Here is a 17,176-nt window from a genome sequence, read left to right on the forward strand (position 1 = left end):
GTTCTGGTAATGGTTTGGTTAAACGAACAACAGAAACAACTGCAGAAAACAGCTTCAGGAAAAGAATTTTCAGTGAACGGGAGTTCAGCGGGAGAGACTCTGGACACGGAAAAATTTTCCTCAGGCAACCGGAAACAGCATTTCCGGAAGAGCCTGCGGCACCGTGTCCATAGGTAATGGGGATGCCGTTGCTTGACAAAGCAAAAATGTAAGCAATCGGCTGCATTCATGCAACAACTCTCTTACCGCACGCGTATTTCGGAATAGTCGCCGATATTGATTTCGTGCGGATTGCCGCTGATGGAGGCATTGTTTCCGACAATGGAGTGATCGAGCATGATGTGGCTCACCCGTGCGCCGTTGCCGATAATGGAGTCCCTGACGATGGTATCGCTTACCACGGCATGTTCTCCGATGGTGGCATTGGGCCCGATGATGGCGTTTTCAACCGATGCGTTTTCCGCAATGAAAACCGGATCGTTGATGATGCAGCCGGGGTACTCCTTTGTTCTCGGCTGTTTGTCGAGCAGGAGGGTCTTGTTGGTTGAGAGCAGGGTTTCGGGCTTTCCGCAGTCGTACCATCCCTCGACGGCAAAGGTGGTGAAGGGTTCTCCCTGCTCGATCATGAGCTGCAGGGCGTCGGTGAGCTGGTATTCTCCCTTTGTTTTTGTCTCGCTTTCGATTATGCGATCGATCGAGGAGAAGAGAAGCGCAGCATGCCGGAGGAAGTAGAGACCGACTATGGCAAGATTGCTGACCGGTTCGTCGGGTTTTTCTACCAGTTTTACGATTTTTCCGTTTTCCGTAACCGCAACGCCGAACCGGCGGGGATCCTTCACTTCATGAACCCCGAGTGATGATACAGGGCTTTTCAGTACCGGCTGCAGATCGACGTCGAAAATCGTATCTCCGAGGATGATGAAGAGCGGTTCATCCTGGTTTACATGGGGTTTGCACATCCAGACGGCATGAGCGAGCCCAAGCCGTTCGGACTGGTTCACGAAAGTGAACTTGATGGAGTAGTTTTTTCTCAGCCAATCTTCGACCATGTTGCCGAGATACCCCACAATGACGATTGCCTCATCGATGCCCGCATCGATGAGCTTGTCCATGATATGGCCGATTATGGGCTTTCCGGCTACGTTCAGCAGTACTTTGGGGTGTGAGAAGGTGTGCGGACGCAGGCGCGTGCCGACTCCGGCAACAGGGATGATGGCTTTCATGGTTGTGGGGTCTTAAGCTGGGTTGAAAAAACCTTATGATTACATTTTAATGAAAATAAGGGTAATTCCGAAGTGCATGCACCCATGCACGCTCAATCTCGGAAATATGGAAATCAATTGTATTTTATCGGCAAGAGAGACAAAAACAAGAAATTTCCGTGTGTGAAATTGAAAAGACTTTTTAAACAGTCAGGGGTGGTTCCTGTTCTTGAGGACAGGATGGTGCTGATTACGGCAAGGAGGTCCGACCGGTGGATCATTCCGAAGGGATATGTTGAAAAGGGGCTGTCTCCGGCGGATTCTGCTGCCAAAGAGGCCTTTGAAGAGGCCGGTCTTGTCGGCCGTGTCCGCTACAAGGAGATTGGAGAGTACCGTTACAGGAAGTTCGGAAAACAGTTTTCCGTGACGGTTTTTCCTTTCTTCATAGAAACCATGCTTGACGAATGGGATGAGATGCATCTTCGCGAGCGCCGGGTGGTTTCTCCCGGGGAAGCTTTCGATATGCTCTACCATGATGAACTGAAAGCCATAGTTTCGGGTTTTTTCGGAATCAACCGGCATTGACGCCGTTACCAGAAGGGCTTGTTTTCCGAAGTGGAAAGAGCCGCCTTTTGTTGAAAAAATCATAATAATACAAGGAATTCGAATGGTGGCTGGGAAAAAATATCGATCAATACTTTTTGCCGGAGCGATCATCCTTGCCGGTATCCTGGTCGGCGGCGTGCTCGGAAAACTGAAGCCGGACGAGCAGCCGGAAAAAAAGGAAAAAAAGGCTGCGCCCATGCAGCTGCTGACGGTGCAGAACGGCCCTGTTACGGTTCCCTTCGAGATGAGCGGAACACTTGCAGCGGTAAGGAAAATCGAAATCTATGCAGAGGTTTCCGGGGTTTTCCGCGATGCTGCACGTCCTTTCAGGGAGGGGAGCTCCTTTCGAAAGGGGGAACCGCTGCTGGTGATCGACGATGAGGTCTACCGCAACAGCCTGCTTGCCGAGAAAAGCAGTTTTCTTAACCTGCTGACCCTCGTGCTTCCCGATGTCATTATCGATTTTCCCGAAGCGTCGGCAAAATGGAAGCGCTATACCGAGTCGTTCCGTATCGAGTCTCCGCTCAGGCCGCTTCCTGAACCGGCAACCGACAGGGAGAGGAACTATCTTGCGGCACGAAACCTCTACAACCGGTTCTATGCTATCCGTAGCATGGAGGCCACACTCGGCAAATACCGCATAAAAGCGCCTTTTAATGGCGTCGTGACCATCTCCGAAGTGAATCCGGGAGCACTTATCCGTACCGGGCAGAAAATCGGTGAATTTGCCGCCACAGGAAGCTATGAGCTTCAGGCCTCGGTCGGCATCAGGGATGCAGAGTTTCTTTCCCCGGATACTCCTGTTACGGTTGTTTCCGACGATTTTGCCGGAAGCTTGCGCGGCGTGATCAAAAGAATCAACACGAACATCACGCCCAACACCCAGTCTGTATCGGTGTATGTCGATGTTGCCGATTCCCGGTTGAGAGACGGTATGTACCTGACGGCACGTATGTCGCTTACCGTTCCGGATGCGTTCAGCATACCCCGTTCCCTGCTGCAGGACGACAATCGGATGTTTGTTCTGCAGGGCTCGCGTTTCGTTCTGAAAAAAGTTACGGTGCTTGCCCTCAGCAACGATCGCGCGGTAATCAGCGGAGTGGCTGACGGGACCAGGCTTCCTGCCGAAAGAGTTCCCGGACTCCATGACGGAATGGATGCCCGTCCCTTGCTCAAGCCTTAAATGATTAGTTCTATGCAGTTTCCCTGTCGAAAACCTGCGGGCGGGAGTGTTGAATGAAAGGCGCCATCAGACTTTTCGTAAAATATCCGGTGCTCGGCAACGCCATTTATCTTGCCGTGATGCTTTTTGGCCTGGTCGCTTTCAGCCAGATCAAAACAAACTTTTTTCCGGATATCCCTCCCAATTTCATCTATGTGACTGCCACCTATCCGGGGGCATCTCCCGAAGAGCTCGAAGAGGGGGTTACCCTGAAAATCGAGGACAAGCTCAAGGGGGTTACCGGGATTGATCGGGTGACATCGGTTTCCTCGGAAAACAGTGCAACCGTTTCGGTCGAACTGAAGAAAGGTGCAGATGCCAACGAGCTTCTCCAGGAGGTCACCAATGCGGTCGACCAGATAAGCTCCTTTCCCGCAGGCCTCGAAAAACTGCAGATTTACAAGCAGGACCGGGTGGACTTCGTTGTGGCATATGCCCTTTACGGCGATGTCGATCTCCGTCAGCTCAAGATATACGCCCGTCGCATCGAAAGGGATCTTCGTAACGAAGGGCTTGCCTCAAAAGTCAGGCTGAGCGGTTTTCCGGAGGAGGAGATCGAGATCAGTGTAAGCGAAAATGCCATGCGATCCTACGGCATGACGTTTTCGGAAATAGCCTCCGCGGTGAACCGTACCAATCTCAAGATCACCGGCGGAACGATCCGCGGCCGGAGGGAGGAGCTGCTTATCAGGGCGGACAACAAGGGTTACAGGGCAGGGGATCTGGAAAATCTCGTCGTCAGGTCGGGAAACTCCGGGGACCTGGTTCGTCTTCGTGATGTCGCTTCCGTTCGGGACCGCTGGTCGGAAGTGCCCGATCGTAACTGGTTCAACGGAAAACCCTCGGTCACCATCGATATTGAAAAAAGCAGCGACGAAGACATGTTCGTCATTGCCGGGGGGGTCAAAGGGTATATGGATGCATTCGATGCCAGCCACGACGATGTGCGGGCCGAGGTGCTGCGCAACGGTTCGGCGATCGTCAGGGAGCGGGCCGACATTCTCAGCTACAACGGTCTGGTGGGTATGATTCTCGTTGTGCTTTTTCTTTCCTTTTCGCTCAATCCACGGCTCGCCCTGTGGGTGGCGGCCGGCATTCCGTTCTCTTTTGCGGGCATGTTCATTCTCGGTTCGATCTACGGCCTGACCATCAATGTGGTTTCGTTGCTTGCCATGATTCTTGTGGTCGGTATTCTGGTCGATGACGGCATTGTGATTGCCGAAAGCATCTATCAGCGATACGAGAAGGGGGAGTCCCCCATGCAGGCAGCAATCAACGGTACAGCTGAAGTCGTTCCTTCCATTGCCGCCGCTGTCCTGACAACGGTCGTGCTGTTTCTGCTTTTTCTGTTTCTCGACGGCGATCTCGGCAAGCGTGTCAAGGATATCGCGTTCGTCGCCGTGACTACTCTCCTGATCTCGCTTGTGGAAAGCGTGTTCATTCTTCCGGCGCACATTGCGCACTCACGTGCGCTGCATGAAGCTCCCGGCAAAAAAACATGGCTGCTGAAAAAGTCCGAGGAGTTTTTGCACTTCCAGCGCGACATCCTCTATGCGCCCGTTCTGAAATTCGGCATAAAAAATCCGCTCATTACAATCGCCGTGCCGGTGGCACTGATGTTTATAACCATCGGCGCCATGAAGGGCGGCCTGATAAAGACAACCTTTTTTCCGGTCATCGAACAGGACAACATTCAGGTGACCCTTGAAATGCAGGCCGGTACCAGAGATGCCGTAACCGACAGCGTGCTTGCCGCGATGGAACAGAATGTCTGGCAGGTGCACCATGAATATCTGAAAGGGCAGGAAAACGAGAATGGGCTCGTAACGGCCATAGGTCGCACGATAGGCCCGAAAGGCCATCAGGGCGGCTTGCGGATTTCGCTGGTTGACAGCCGTTTGCGCAAAATCGACAGCCAGGAGATTGCCGATCGAATCCGCCGGAAAACCGGCATGATCGCCGGCGCCCGCAAACTCCAGATCGGCGGGGGCGGGATGTGGGGCATGCCGGTTTCCATTGCGCTCAAGAGCGATAACCTTCAGCAGCTCAGGGCGGCGAGGGAGAAGCTTGAAATCGCACTCAAAAGCAAGGAAGAACTGAAGGATGTTTCGGATAACGATCCCCCCGGCCTCGAGGAGGTTTCAGTAAAGCTCGGTGACAAGGCATACGCGCTCGGCCTCACTACCTCCGAAGTCATGAACCAGATTCGAAGTGCTTATTTCGGTCTCGAGTCGCAGCGTCTGCTCAGAGGGATCGACGAGATCAAGGTGTGGGTACGTTACCGTGAGCATGAACGCGCTTCTCTTGGCGCTCTTGAGGATATGCGCATACAGCTCGGCGAGGGTCGCTCGGTTCCGCTCCGGGAGATCGCCCGGATCAGCATATCGAGGGGAGTTTCCTCCATCAACCATATCGATGCCCAGCGCGTTGTGAAAATCGAGGCCGATGTCTCGGACCCGAATACTGCGGTTCCGGATCTGCTTGAAAGCATCCGAAGGGAGATCATGCCGGGTGTTCTTGCAGACTATCCCGACGTAAGTTTCAACTTCGAAGGCCAGAGCCGCGAGAGCGCCAAAACCACCGGATCCATGAAGATCGCCTTTCCTGTGCTTTTTCTGTGCATGTACCTCATCATCGTGTTCACCTTCCGCTCCTTTCTCCAGGCGTTCATTGTGCTTCTGCTGATACCCCTCAGCCTTGTCGGCGTGGCGTGGGGCCATTTCATTCAGGGCTACATTCTCAGCATGCTCTCTCTGTACGGGGTGATCGCGCTTATAGGTATCGTCGTCAATGACTCTCTTGTCTTTATCAGCACGCTGAATACGCGCCTCAAAGAGGGGGGGCTGTTTACCGAATCGCTTTTCGAAACGGGCATAAGCCGGTTTCGTCCGATTATTCTTACCTCGCTGACAACGGTTGCCGGGCTTGGCCCGCTTATTTTCGAGCAGAGCAGGCAGGCGCAATTTCTTTCGCCCATGGCGATTTCCGTTGCCTACGGCTTGCTGTTCGGTACCACCCTGACCCTTCTCATGCTGCCCGCGCTACTCGTGCTTTTCAACAGCGCGAAACAGCGGATTCTCGCTTTGCTGGAAAAACGGGGGGTTACGGCAGAAGAGGTCGAACCGGCGGTTCGGGAGGAACTGTTTTCAGATACGCACTAATTATACGGGCAAATTCCTGTCTGCACCATGTCATGAAACGAATACAGCACTCATTGTTCTCCATATGCCTGTTCCTGCTGCTCTTTGCGCTGCCGGAATCCGCGGGGGCGGCCGTTGCCCCGGAACCTCTATCGCTCGAACAGGCCATCGCGCTTGCGCTTGAAAAAAACCCGGATATTCAGGTTGCAAGGAATGAAGAACGCATTGCCCGTAACAATGTGCATATAGGCAATGCCGGGCTTCTGCCGAAAATCGATCTGGTTTCGAAGGCTGCCTATACGGAGAATCCCGGAAGCACGGTGCCTTCAGCCATTGAATCGACGACCAGCACGGCGCAGATTCAGGCGTCGTATACCCTGTTCAACGGTTTCGGCAACATCTATACCTTCCGCAAGCTGAAAGCCTCGGGAGATCTTGGACGGCTCCAGGCGCGCAGCAGCATCGAGCAGATTGTCATCGACGTCAGCCAGGCCTATTACGACCTTGCCGATGCAATCGAACAGCTCAGGGCATCGGGAGATGCGGTGGAAATTTCCGCCGAACGGTTCAGGAGGGCGAAGCTTCGCTCCGAATACGGTCAGGCAAACACCCAGGAGGTGTTATCCTCGATGGTTGACGCCAATAACGACAGTGTTGCCTGGCTTCAGGCACGTCTCCGCAAAGAGAACGCCGAAAGAGAGCTCAATCTTCTGCTTGGTCGTCTTCCAGACTCACCCTGCGCTGTAGTGAGCGCGGTAACCTTTCAGCCGCTGATGGAGTTCGACTCTCTCAGGGCCAGGGCGTTCAAGGGCAGTGCGGAATATCTCATGGCTCAAAAAGCCGTGGAGCAGTCACGCTTTGAACTGTTTCAGGCACGTTCCGAATTTTTTCCCCGTATCGATGTGCAGGGAGGTTACGGATTGAGCAGGAGCGCAGGCGGTTTCGATGTGGGTATCGGAGATACCGAGCCGGGCGTTTCCGCTTCGGTTACCTTGAGCTACAATCTCTTCAACGGATTTCAGTCGGCCATAAAAAACCAGAATGCCCGTCTTGCTCTTCTGAACCGTGAGATATTCCGGCAGAAAGCCTCCGGTGTTCTGGAGAAAAAAATAGCCGACACCTTTCACGCTTACCGCAACAGCCGTGAAATTCTGCGCTTCAAGGAGAAAAATATTGAATCCGCGGAGCTGAATTTCCGGCGAACCAAAGAGCTGTATGTGCTCGGCCAGGCTACCGGCACCACCTTCAGGGAGGCACAGCTCAATCTGGTTGATTCCAGAAAAAGCATCGCATCGGCCAGATATGAGGCAAGAATGCTCGAACTGCAGCTGATGCGCCTGACGGGGACTCTTTTAGTGGCACGTGAGCGATAAGCAGTGTGCCGGTAGCCGGTAGTCAGGAACTCGGGATTGTGAAGTGAGGTCGGTAAGTTTTTTTTATGAGCGGGATTATTTATTTGATAATCTTGTTCCATATCTTATATTGTGAGCCTTCCATTAAGGAAACGGGGCATGGCGCAGTTGGTAGCGTGCCTGCTTTGGGAGCAGGAGGTCCCGAGTTCGAGTCTCGGTGCCCCGACCGGGTGGGTTCATTGACAGATGTGTTGTGCCCGTAGCTCAATGGATAGAGCATCAGCCTTCTAAGCTGAGGGTTACTGGTTCGAGTCCAGTCGGGCATACAAGGTGTATCCATAGGCTTTTTATGGTGATTGTAGCTCAGTTGGTTAGAGCGCCAGGTTGTGGCCCTGGAGGTCGGGGGTTCGAGTCCCCTCATTCACCCGCAGAAGGCCCCATCGACTAGTGGTTAGGTCATCACCCTTTCAAGGTGGTAGCACGGGTTCGAATCCCGTTGGGGTCACACGTTTGTTCAACCTGCACCGGCGCCTGCCGGTTCTTCCGGCCGGAAGTTGTGCAGGAGCGACAGTATCTTCCGGTTTCTGTTTTTTCAAGCTCTGTACGTTGCCGGTCCAGAGCTTTTTTTATTTTCAAATGCAGATTTTCCCGGTCCTATGAAAATATCTGTCAACTGGCTCAAAGATTTCCTCCCGTCGTTTTCTCCGGACATTCCAGCCCTTGTTGAAAAACTTACTTTCCTCGGCCTTGAAGTCGAGGAGGTGCATGCCCTGCAACTGCCGGATGATCTGGTTGTTGCCGGCCGGATCGAGGATGTTCAGCGCCACCCCGACGCCGACCGCCTGACGGTCTGTCGGGTCGCCACAGGAGGCGACGAACCGCTGCAGATTGTCTGCGGAGCGCCCAACGTGCGCCAGGGGATGCTGGTGCCTGTAGCGACCGTCGGTGCGAAGCTTCGGCTTGCGGACGGAGAGGTTCTGGCCATCAGGAAGTCCAGAATCCGCGGAGTACACTCGTTCGGCATGATCTGTGCACCAGATGAACTCGGTTTGTCGGACGACCATAGCGGAGTGATGGAGCTCGATCCTGCAACTCCCCCCGGTACGCCGCTTTCGGCTATTCTGGAGAGTGATGTCATGCTTGATATAGCCGTTACGCCCAATCGTCCCGATGTGCTCTCGCACCTCGGCCTGGCCCGCGAACTTGCCTCACCCGATGAGATTGTCCTGCCGTCCCGGCATCCTGTCGATTTTTCCGGCATCGGCACTCTGGTTGAAATCGCCGACAGGGACGCCTGCCCATACTATACCGCGGTGGTGATTCGCGGCATCGAGGTTCGGGAGTCGCCGGCATGGCTGAAGCGTCGCCTCGAAAGCATCGGACTGAACCCGAAAAACAATATTGTCGATATCACCAACTACATCCTGCACTCCCTGGGCCAGCCCCTGCATGCCTTCGATCTCAATAAACTTGCCGGTGAGCGGGTGGTGGTCCGCAGTGATCTCTCCGCCGCATTTACCGCGCTCAATCAGGAAAACTGCACCGTTTTCCATGGGATGCCGGTTATCTGCGATGCTGCGAAGCCTGCGGCACTGGCCGGGGTTATGGGTGGACTCGATTCGGCGGTTTCGGCCGCTACGACGGATATTCTGCTTGAATCGGCTTATTTTTCTGCGTCCCGTATCAGGAAGTCCGCACGGACAGCCGGAATTTCCTCCGATTCGTCCTACCGTTTCGAGCGGGGTGTCGATCCCCTGAACGTTAGAAGGGGTTCGGAATGCGCCGTTGCGATGATTCTTGAGCTTGCCGGCGGCCGGATAACCGATGCCATGGAGTGCGGTACTCTGCCTGAAGAGCCCGGCAGGGTCACGCTGAGGCCCGACAGGGTCAACGCCATGCTCGGCAGCTCCATCCCTTTGGATACCATGAGGCACATTCTCGTCCGTCTCGGGTTCCGGTGTGCTGCAACGGCGGATGACGGCCAGATGGAGTTTCACGTTCCGTCATGGCGCGTGGATGTGACCTCCGAGATCGATCTTGTCGAAGAGATTGCCAGGGTTTACGGGTATGACAACATCCAGCCGTCGCCCCAGATGATGACAACCTATCCGCAGTCGCGCAAGGTGCCGGAATATTTTCCCGATTATCTCCGGGGTATTCTGATCGGGCTCAATTTCCGGGAAATTCTCACCAATCCGCTCATCAGGCGTTCGGAAGCCGAACTGTTCGACAGCCGGGTCGTTACCGCTCTCAATCCCATCAGTGAAGGGCTGGAGGTTCTGCGTCCATCTCTTGTTCCCGCTTTTCTTAAGGTTATTGCCCACAATATCCGTCATGGCAACAGGGACCTCCGGCTTTTTGAGGTTGCCAGCGGCTTTCTCGGCGCAGGAGTTACCCGTGAAGGAGAGTCGCCTCTCGAAGCATTCGGCGAACGGGAGTATCTTGTAATGGCCATAACAGGATCCAGCCATCCCCGACTCTGGAATCAGCCTGCCGTGAAGAGCGATTTTTTCGATATGAGCGGTGCAGTAGAGATGCTGCTCGAGAAGCTGAATTTACTTGACAAATCATCGCTTATTGCATATAATGAAAATACGGTTGGTATTGATTTGTTGCTGACCGGACAGGGGGAAAACCGTATCTGCCGTGCAGGGACGGTTCAGATGGTGGAGGGCGCTTTGCTCGGCGAATTCGATATCGAGCAGGATGTATTCCTTGCGGAACTCGATACCGCGGTGCTTCAGGATGCGTTCAGCGCTTCAGTCGTTTACGATCCGCCCTCGAAGTTTCCTGCTGTCCAGAGAGATCTATCGTTTATTCTTCCCAGGGGTGTGGCTGTTCAGAAGCTTGTCGATGTTGTCAGGGCAAGCGATCCCCTTATCAGGGGCGTTTCTGTTTTCGACCATTTCGAACGCGGTACGGAACACGGAGGGGAACGCAGTGTAGCGCTCGCTCTTGATATTGCCGATCACGAGAGAACCCTGCAGGACGAGAGAATAAACGGTATACTTGAAAAAGCCGGCACGAATGCCGGAAAACAACTTGGTGCGGTAATTCGACAAGTCTGATACTTATTGTTCCATGCATGATCAGGACAGGCAGACCATCACGGCTGATGTCAGCCTCCTTGAAGAAAATGTCGGAAACCTCGTTTCCCGGCTGGATGAATGCCGGAGAGAAAATGAGCTGCTGCGTTCGGAGCTTGCGACCCTTCAGAACATTCTGAGATCCTGCAAACTGCCCGATACCGGCTCGACTCCCCTGACCGGAACGGAAGCCGAGTTTACCTATGCCGAGAAACTGCGGGTCAAGCAGAAGCTTGTACTCATTCTGCAGAAGATCGAGCTGGAACTGAGAAGTCCCCGAAACTTGTAGGAAGGCCGTATGGAAAAGATCGATGTAAATGTCTACGGCGACAGTTATCCGCTACGCACCGGAAGCCGTGAGCTGACAGAAAATGCGGCTCAGGGTGTGGATCGTGCCATGCGGCTGTACGCTGAAAAAGCGCCATCTTTTGACCCGGTTAAACTTGCTGTGCTTTCAGCGATTTCGTTTGCCGAAAAGAATATCGAACTCGAAGAGGAACTGGAAGCGTTACGGCAGAAAATAAACCGGCTCAATGTTTTTATAGGGCAAAGTTTACAGGAATAATTTACATTAGAGTAGAAGAAATATCCGCACCAGGTAGAAGGGGTGTATTGTAAGTAAAAGAACTAACACTATTAAGACGGGAGCCGAGCTCTTCTTTTTGATTGCAGGCCTTGATTGACTCTCCGGTTTATCCGGGTGTCATCGGCAGTCACCAGAGCTGCCGCATTGGAAGCAAAAAACCTGAAGGAGGCGCCCACCGTGTCACACGGGTTCTTGAATCTTACACATCCCGCCCTGGTGCGGATTTTTTTGTTTAAAACGGTGCTTCCTTCTCTTGAGAGGCGGAGCATGTTAAAAGGAGGTAAACGGTAATGGGTATTGTCATAAACCTGTTTCTGATTGTATTTGCAGCGGCCGTGTTTTTTGTCATCGGTTTTTTTCTTGGACGGTATTTTCTTGAACGTATCGGCACCACAAGGGTTCTTGAAGCCGAAGAAAGGGCTGTACAGATAGTCCAGGAGGCCCAGAAAGAGGCTAACGAATACAAGGAGCTCAAGGTTACCGAAGTCAATCAGGAGTGGAAAAAGAAGCGACGGGAGTTCGACCAGGAAGTAGTCATAAAGAACAACAAGTTCACCCAGCTCCAGAAACAGATCCAGCAGAAGGAAGGCCAGCTGAAGAAGCAGAGCCAGGATCTCCGGGATGCCGAACGCAAGCTGCAGGATCAGCGCAAGGAGTCCGAGCAGATGATGGAAATGGTCAGGAGCCGTTCTTCCGAGCTTGAACTCATCATTGCCGAGCAGAACCAGCGGCTCGAGAGCATCAGCAACCTGCAGGCCGACGAGGCCCGGCAGATGCTTGTCGACAATATGGTGACGAAGGCACGCGAAGAGGCTACCGAAACGATACATCGCATTCACGAGGATGCAGAACAGCAGGCCGAACGCCTTGCCGAGAAGACCCTGCTTACGGCTATCCAGAGAATCTCCTTTGAACAGGCCACCGAAAATGCACTTTCGGTGGTGCACATCCAGAGCGACGAGCTCAAGGGCCGGATTATCGGCCGTGAAGGCCGGAACATCAAGGCTTTCGAGAATGCTACCGGAGTGGATATCATCGTTGACGATACCCCTGAAGTGGTGATTCTCTCCTGCTTCGATCCCCTCCGTCGCGAGCTTGCAAAGCTTACCCTGCAAAAGCTGCTCGTTGACGGAATCATTCATCCTGTGGCCATCGAAAAAGCCTATGAAGATGCCAAAAAGGAGATCGACGATGTCATCATGACTGCCGGAGAGGAGACCCTTGCATCCCTGCAGCTTCCCGACATGCCCGCCGAACTGGTTCGGCTGATCGGCAACATGAAATTCCATACTGTTTACGGTCAGAACCTTCTGCAGCATACCAAAGAGGTTGCCATGCTTGCCGGTCTCATGGCCGCCGAGCTCAAGCTCGATGTGCGGCTTGCCAAACGGGCAGGCCTGTTGCACGATATCGGCCTTGTTCTTCCGGCGGGCAACGAACCGCATGCTTTGACGGGAAGCGCGTTCCTGAAGAAGTTCAACGAGTCGCCGCTGGTCATCAATGCGGTGGCCGCGCATCACGGCGATGTAGATAAGGAGTCACCGCTTGCCGACCTCATCGATGCAGCCAACGTTATTTCGCTCTCGAGGCCCGGGGCCAGAGGCGCTGTGACGGCCGACGGGAACGTCAAGCGGCTTGAAAGCCTCGAAGAGATAGCAAAGGGATTTCCCGGCGTACTCAAAACCTATGCCCTGCAGGCCGGAAGGGAGATCAGGGTTATCGTCGAAGGCGACAACGTCAGCGACTCACAGGCCGATGTGCTTGCCCACGACATTGCCAGCAAGATCGAGTCCGAGGCCCAGTACCCCGGTCAGATCAGGGTGACCATCGTGAGGGAGAGGCGGTCGATAGCATACGCGAAGTAATATGAACCGCTCCTGAGGAGCTTCTCGGTAATCAGGAGCGCTTCACGGTCCGGATAGAGAAGAGCAGAACAAAAAGAGGCTGCCCCGGAAGCAAGACCGGGACAGCCTTTTTTTGTTCCGTTCCCGGCAAGACAGGAAAAAAGCGGGGTCTTGCCCCGCATCCTCGCTATGTTAGTGTTGCCATTACTGCAACTCCCATCCCGATTTCCACTTTCGGAAGCCCTTGTAACCGGAATCGCATGAATTCTTTTTCCGGTCGCGGGTGCGGTTCAGTTTTTCAGCAGGACTTCACAACCAGGGTGGAGTTCAATGAACCGTTCGATTTCGGTATCGGGAACCTGCCCGGCCGAAAGCTCGAGTTTTTCGAAACTTTCCAGATGCATGAGCGGCTCTATGGATGGTACCGGGGTATGTGAAATATCGAGTTCCTCGAGATCCACGAGTCCGGCCAGCGGTTCGACCGAAGAGACCTCCGTTCTTGAAACGTTGAGCTCCCTGAGCGCAACGATGTTCCTGAGCGGCTCGAGGCTTGCAATTGCGGTTTTGCTGCAGCGGAGGTATTCAAGATTCAGCAATCCTTCGAGCGGCGCGAGATCGTGAACACCGGTGTTGTTGATGCCGAGTTCGATAAGATCCACAAGACCGCTCAACGCCTCCAGTGAGCTGATTTCCGTTTTATAGCAGCTCAGCTTTTCAAGCGTGACGATCGATTGCAGGGGAGAGAGATCGGCGATCATGGTTTCCGAGCAGTAAAGCTCTTCGAGGTTTACCAGATTTTTCAGCGGTTCCAGCGAAGTGATCTGCGTGCTCGATACCCAGAGCAGTTTCAGGTTCCTGAGATTGGCGAGCGGTTCGAGAGAGGTGATGTCGCAATCGAAAGCGTAGAGGCGCTGCAGATGCCGGAGTCCGGCGAGAGGTTCGAGACTTTCAACCGGCGACTCGTCACAGCGGAGCTGCTGGAGCAGATCGAGCATGCGCACCGGCAGCAGATCGTGCACGCGGCGGTTGTCGCAACGCAGATGGGTGGTTTTGAAAAAGTCGAGAATTTCACCTTCAGAGGGCTCCCTGACAAGCTTCAGGGTGTTTTTTACAACCTCTTTCCAGTCTGCGCTCAGGCTGTTCCACCATTTTCTTCGCAGCCCGCCGTCTTCCAGAAGTGAGGATTTCGTGCATGAGGCGAGGAATTCGATCTCCTCGGGGCTGCAGTAGAGGTGCCGGTTGCCGGTGTTTTTTACGCCGCAATCTCCGGGTACCACCGGTGCGGTTTCACACACACCGAGATTTTCCGTAATGCATCGGGTATACCATGCGGCTTTTTTTTCCTCGATGTTCCGCTGGTGGATCTCCATGCTCTGTTCATCCAGAGAGGTGATATCCTCGAGTATATCGTTGCCGCATCGGGGGCAGACAGCGCTGTCACTGGCGAGGGGAAAGTGGCATACCGGGCAATTGCTGTAGGTGTTCTGTTCCAAAATTCACAAGGCGGTTAAGTTTATTGAAGGGAACAGCCGGGAACTAAAGTTTACAGTATAAGAAAAAAAGCGTTACGGTTGTATAACCTGTTTTTTTCTCTTTGTGCTCCTTTTTCGAGAGGGCTTTGCCCTGTAAACTAATTGAAAGGGCTCCTTGTTTACATTCAAACACGCAAAAAGACAGGTCTTTTTTTCAATCCCCCGGAGACCAGGATGTACCGAACTGAATCGAACGGGTTTGCGGGTACGGGACTGCCGCACGCCTCACTTCTCGGGCTGTCCGAAGACGCTTGGCTTATGCGTCGCAAAGGATTCCGAAGAACCGCAAACAGTATCCAGATAGCTGAATCGCTCTTTACGACAGGCAACGGCTATCTCAACATCAGGGGAAGTCTTGAAGAGCTTCCTGACGGCCATGCAGGCGGTATGTATATCGGCGGTGTTTACGACCGCTCGGAAGCCGATGTCGAGGAGCTGGTAAAGTGCCCCATGTGGACGGACGTTTCCGTCTGGAGCGAAGGAGAGAAGTTCAGCCTGTCAACATGCACCCTGCTTTTTCACGAACAGGTGCTCGATATGAAAAAAGGGATTCTGCATCGTTCTACAACCATGCGGAACTCCATCGGCAGAATTCTCACCATCGAGAGCCTCCGTCTGGTATACATGCACCAGATTCATCTGGGTTATATGCTTTTCAGGATAACCCCGAGAAATTTTTCGGCTCCCCTGCGGGTATTCAGCGGTCTTAACGGAGAGGTGTGTAACCGGGGTTTTTTCCCCGAAGAGCGCATCAAGCATCTGCAGATTGAAAGGATCGAGCGGGGCCGGAATTTCATGTACCTCGAAATGAAGACCCGGCAGCAGGGCATACGCATAGCCGAGTCAGCATCGTGGAAACTGATACTTCCCGAATCCGCAAGGGCGTATCCCGAACCGAGAATTTACGGCGAGAAATTCACCAGCGAGATGACCCTCGAAGTCGAGAAAGGCCAGTCCTATACGTTCGAAAAACTTGCCGTGGTGCATACCAGCCGGGAAATTCCCGAAGAGAGCATGTTCAGCCGCTCGATATGCGAGCTGAAAAAATATGTCCGTACCGGGGCCGAGGCGCATCTTGCGTCTCATCTTCGTGTATGGGAAGAAAAATGGAAGCAGGCCGACATCCGCATAGCGGGAGACCCTCATGCCCAGGGGGCATTGCGTTATAACATCTACCAGCTGCTGATCAATGGACCTCCGTTTTCAGGCAGCATCGGAGCGAAGTTCCTCAGTTCGGAGGGTTACCTCGGCCATGTGTTCTGGGATACCGAGATTTTCATTCTGCCGTTCTTTATCTACAATTTCCCGGAAACAGCGCGCAACATGCTGCACTACCGGTATGCGACGCTGCCGGGGGCGATGAAAAACGCCGAAAGGAACGGCTATCGGGGAGCCAAATATGCATGGGAGTCCGCCTCAACAGGCGAGGATGTGACGCCGAGATTCGCCTCGAAACTCGAACGCACCATCCGGCTCATCTATACCGGCATGGAGGAGGATCATATCGTCTCGGATGTCATTTACGGGGTCGAGAAATATTTCCGGGTAACCGGCGACGAAGAGTTTCTCTTCGAGTGCGGGCTTGAAATGGTTTTTCAGACGGCAAGATTCTGGGCCAGCCGGGTGGTTTTCAGCGAGGGCATTTATGAAATACGCCGGGTTATCGGTCCCGATGAATTCCATGAGCATGTCGACAACAACGCCTATACGAACTACATGGTGAAATGGCATCTCCGACTTGCCTGCATGCTTTTCACCTACATGACGAAGCGACACCGCGAACGGCTCGAACCGCTCTGCCGCAAGATAGAACTTGCCGAAGAAGAGGTCGCCGGGTGGCTTTCGGTGAGCAGGAGTCTGAAATTCTCCCTCGATCCCGTCAACATGCTCGTAGAGCAGTTCGACGGTTATTTCAGACTTCGCGACTACGTTATTGAAGGGTTCGACCGTAAAGGGCACCCGAAGCTGCCCAGGGGGGTAACCTACAGGAATATCGGATCGACGACGCTCATCAAGCAGGCTGACGTGCTGCTGATGATGCACCTGTTTCCCCACGCCTTCAGCCAGGAGGAAAAGCAGGCGAATTTCGACTACTACGAAAAACGTACCGCGCACAAGTCCTCCCTGAGCCACTGTACGCACGCCATGATGGGCCTGTCTGTCGGAAAACGGTCGAGGGCCTATCACTACTTTATGAAAACCGCTCTTTTCGATCTTGAAAATCTGCATGGAAATACCGCCATGGGCATTCATGCGGCCGCGGTCGGAGGTGCCTGGCAGACCGTTGTGTACGGGTTCGGAGGGCTGTCGATCAAATCGGACCGGCTGGTTCTGAAGCCCTGGCTGCCTGGAAAATGGAAACGCCTCTCCTTTTCCGTCCGGTGGCAGGATCGGAATATCGATTTCTCCATCTATCACGACAGGATTTCCATTTGCATAAAAGCTCCCTATGACGACGAAATTCCGGTGAGCCTCTACCGTAAAACGCATAAAATCAGGACAAACAGGAAAGCGGTGCTGCACTACTGTTCCTCATGACGGTTTTTCGCAAGCGATTTTTCCCTTTTCAGCCTCCGCAAAGGCGTTGCCAGACTTCTGTTGCTCCG

At 53.6% G+C, this 17,176-nt stretch carries 11 protein-coding genes and 4 tRNA genes; 13 read left to right on the forward strand and 2 right to left on the reverse strand.

Annotation, left to right across the window (positions count from 1 at the left end; genetic code table 11):
• Nucleotides 1-242 precede the first annotated feature (242 nt).
• On the reverse strand, nucleotides 243-1,223 hold the full coding sequence (locus K9G39_RS03865; RefSeq protein ID WP_292003619.1) for a sugar phosphate nucleotidyltransferase: 981 nt from the start codon (nucleotides 1,221-1,223) through the stop codon (nucleotides 243-245).
• Nucleotides 1,224-1,385: 162 nt separating this feature from the next.
• Between K9G39_RS03865 and K9G39_RS03870 the strand changes: the two genes are divergently transcribed.
• The 12 genes from K9G39_RS03870 to rny all read left to right on the forward strand — a co-directional run bounded on the left by K9G39_RS03870 (nucleotide 1,386) and on the right by rny (nucleotide 13,059).
• Complete coding sequence (locus K9G39_RS03870) at nucleotides 1,386-1,787, forward strand: NUDIX hydrolase (RefSeq protein WP_292003620.1); 402 nt, start codon at nucleotides 1,386-1,388, stop codon at nucleotides 1,785-1,787.
• A gap of 82 nt (nucleotides 1,788-1,869) precedes the next feature.
• The gene (locus K9G39_RS03875; RefSeq protein WP_292003621.1) at nucleotides 1,870-2,991 is read left to right on the forward strand and encodes an HlyD family efflux transporter periplasmic adaptor subunit; all 1,122 of its coding nucleotides are present in this window, start codon (nucleotides 1,870-1,872) and stop codon (nucleotides 2,989-2,991) included.
• A 53-nt stretch (nucleotides 2,992-3,044) separates the two neighbouring features.
• The gene (locus K9G39_RS03880) at nucleotides 3,045-6,191 is read left to right on the forward strand and encodes an efflux RND transporter permease subunit (protein WP_292003622.1); all 3,147 of its coding nucleotides are present in this window, start codon (nucleotides 3,045-3,047) and stop codon (nucleotides 6,189-6,191) included.
• A 32-nt stretch (nucleotides 6,192-6,223) separates the two neighbouring features.
• Nucleotides 6,224-7,543: a TolC family protein gene (locus K9G39_RS03885; RefSeq protein ID WP_292003623.1), complete on the forward strand. Its 1,320-nt coding sequence runs from the start codon at nucleotides 6,224-6,226 to the stop codon at nucleotides 7,541-7,543.
• Nucleotides 7,544-7,675: 132 nt separating this feature from the next.
• Nucleotides 7,676-7,748 (forward strand) — tRNA-Pro (locus K9G39_RS03890).
• 27 nt (nucleotides 7,749-7,775) lie between these two features.
• Nucleotides 7,776-7,848: transfer RNA gene (locus tag K9G39_RS03895), tRNA-Arg, on the forward strand.
• Nucleotides 7,849-7,873: 25 nt separating this feature from the next.
• Nucleotides 7,874-7,949 (forward strand) — tRNA-His (locus K9G39_RS03900).
• 6 nt (nucleotides 7,950-7,955) lie between these two features.
• A tRNA-Glu gene (locus K9G39_RS03905) sits at nucleotides 7,956-8,027 on the forward strand.
• Between the two features lie 151 nt (nucleotides 8,028-8,178).
• Nucleotides 8,179-10,590 (forward strand): phenylalanine--tRNA ligase subunit beta, encoded by a 2,412-nt coding sequence (pheT, locus tag K9G39_RS03910; RefSeq protein WP_292003624.1) that lies wholly within the window; start codon nucleotides 8,179-8,181, stop codon nucleotides 10,588-10,590.
• 13 nt (nucleotides 10,591-10,603) lie between these two features.
• Nucleotides 10,604-10,897 (forward strand): hypothetical protein, encoded by a 294-nt coding sequence (locus tag K9G39_RS03915; protein ID WP_292003625.1) that lies wholly within the window; start codon nucleotides 10,604-10,606, stop codon nucleotides 10,895-10,897.
• 9 nt (nucleotides 10,898-10,906) lie between these two features.
• A complete protein-coding gene (locus K9G39_RS03920) occupies nucleotides 10,907-11,173 on the forward strand; it encodes a cell division protein ZapA (RefSeq protein WP_292003626.1) in 267 nt (88 codons plus the stop codon).
• Nucleotides 11,174-11,484: 311 nt separating this feature from the next.
• Nucleotides 11,485-13,059, forward strand: coding sequence for a ribonuclease Y (gene rny / locus K9G39_RS03925; protein WP_292003627.1), 1,575 nt, complete (start codon nucleotides 11,485-11,487; stop codon nucleotides 13,057-13,059).
• A gap of 269 nt (nucleotides 13,060-13,328) precedes the next feature.
• Here rny and K9G39_RS03930 read toward each other — a convergent pair whose 3' ends face one another.
• Nucleotides 13,329-14,531: a leucine-rich repeat domain-containing protein gene (locus K9G39_RS03930; RefSeq protein ID WP_292003628.1), complete on the reverse strand. Its 1,203-nt coding sequence runs from the start codon at nucleotides 14,529-14,531 to the stop codon at nucleotides 13,329-13,331.
• A gap of 213 nt (nucleotides 14,532-14,744) precedes the next feature.
• On the opposite strand from K9G39_RS03930, the gene K9G39_RS03935 reads away from it, so the two are divergent.
• Entirely contained in the window at nucleotides 14,745-17,108 is a 2,364-nt protein-coding gene (locus tag K9G39_RS03935; protein ID WP_292003629.1) for a glycosyl hydrolase family 65 protein, read from the forward strand.
• Nucleotides 17,109-17,176: the final 68 nt, after the last annotated feature.

This window comes from Chlorobium sp., from assembly GCF_021740465.1.
Taxonomy (GTDB): domain Bacteria; phylum Bacteroidota; class Chlorobiia; order Chlorobiales; family Chlorobiaceae; genus Chlorobium.

Bases quoted from the DNA above. Each gene is read 5' to 3' on its own strand.
- K9G39_RS03880 (WP_292003622.1), top strand. From the start codon at position 3,045: ATGAAAGGCGCCATCAGACTTTTCGTAAAATATCCGGTGCTCGGCAAC.
- rny (WP_292003627.1), top strand. From the start codon at position 11,485: ATGGGTATTGTCATAAACCTGTTTCTGATTGTATTTGCAGCGGCCGTG.
- pheT (WP_292003624.1), top strand. From the start codon at position 8,179: ATGAAAATATCTGTCAACTGGCTCAAAGATTTCCTCCCGTCGTTTTCT.
- K9G39_RS03915 (WP_292003625.1), top strand. From the start codon at position 10,604: ATGCATGATCAGGACAGGCAGACCATCACGGCTGATGTCAGCCTCCTT.
- K9G39_RS03885 (WP_292003623.1), top strand. From the start codon at position 6,224: ATGAAACGAATACAGCACTCATTGTTCTCCATATGCCTGTTCCTGCTG.
- K9G39_RS03875 (WP_292003621.1), top strand. From the start codon at position 1,870: ATGGTGGCTGGGAAAAAATATCGATCAATACTTTTTGCCGGAGCGATC.
- K9G39_RS03920 (WP_292003626.1), top strand. From the start codon at position 10,907: ATGGAAAAGATCGATGTAAATGTCTACGGCGACAGTTATCCGCTACGC.
- K9G39_RS03865 (WP_292003619.1), bottom strand. From the start codon at position 1,223: ATGAAAGCCATCATCCCTGTTGCCGGAGTCGGCACGCGCCTGCGTCCG.
- K9G39_RS03935 (WP_292003629.1), top strand. From the start codon at position 14,745: ATGTACCGAACTGAATCGAACGGGTTTGCGGGTACGGGACTGCCGCAC.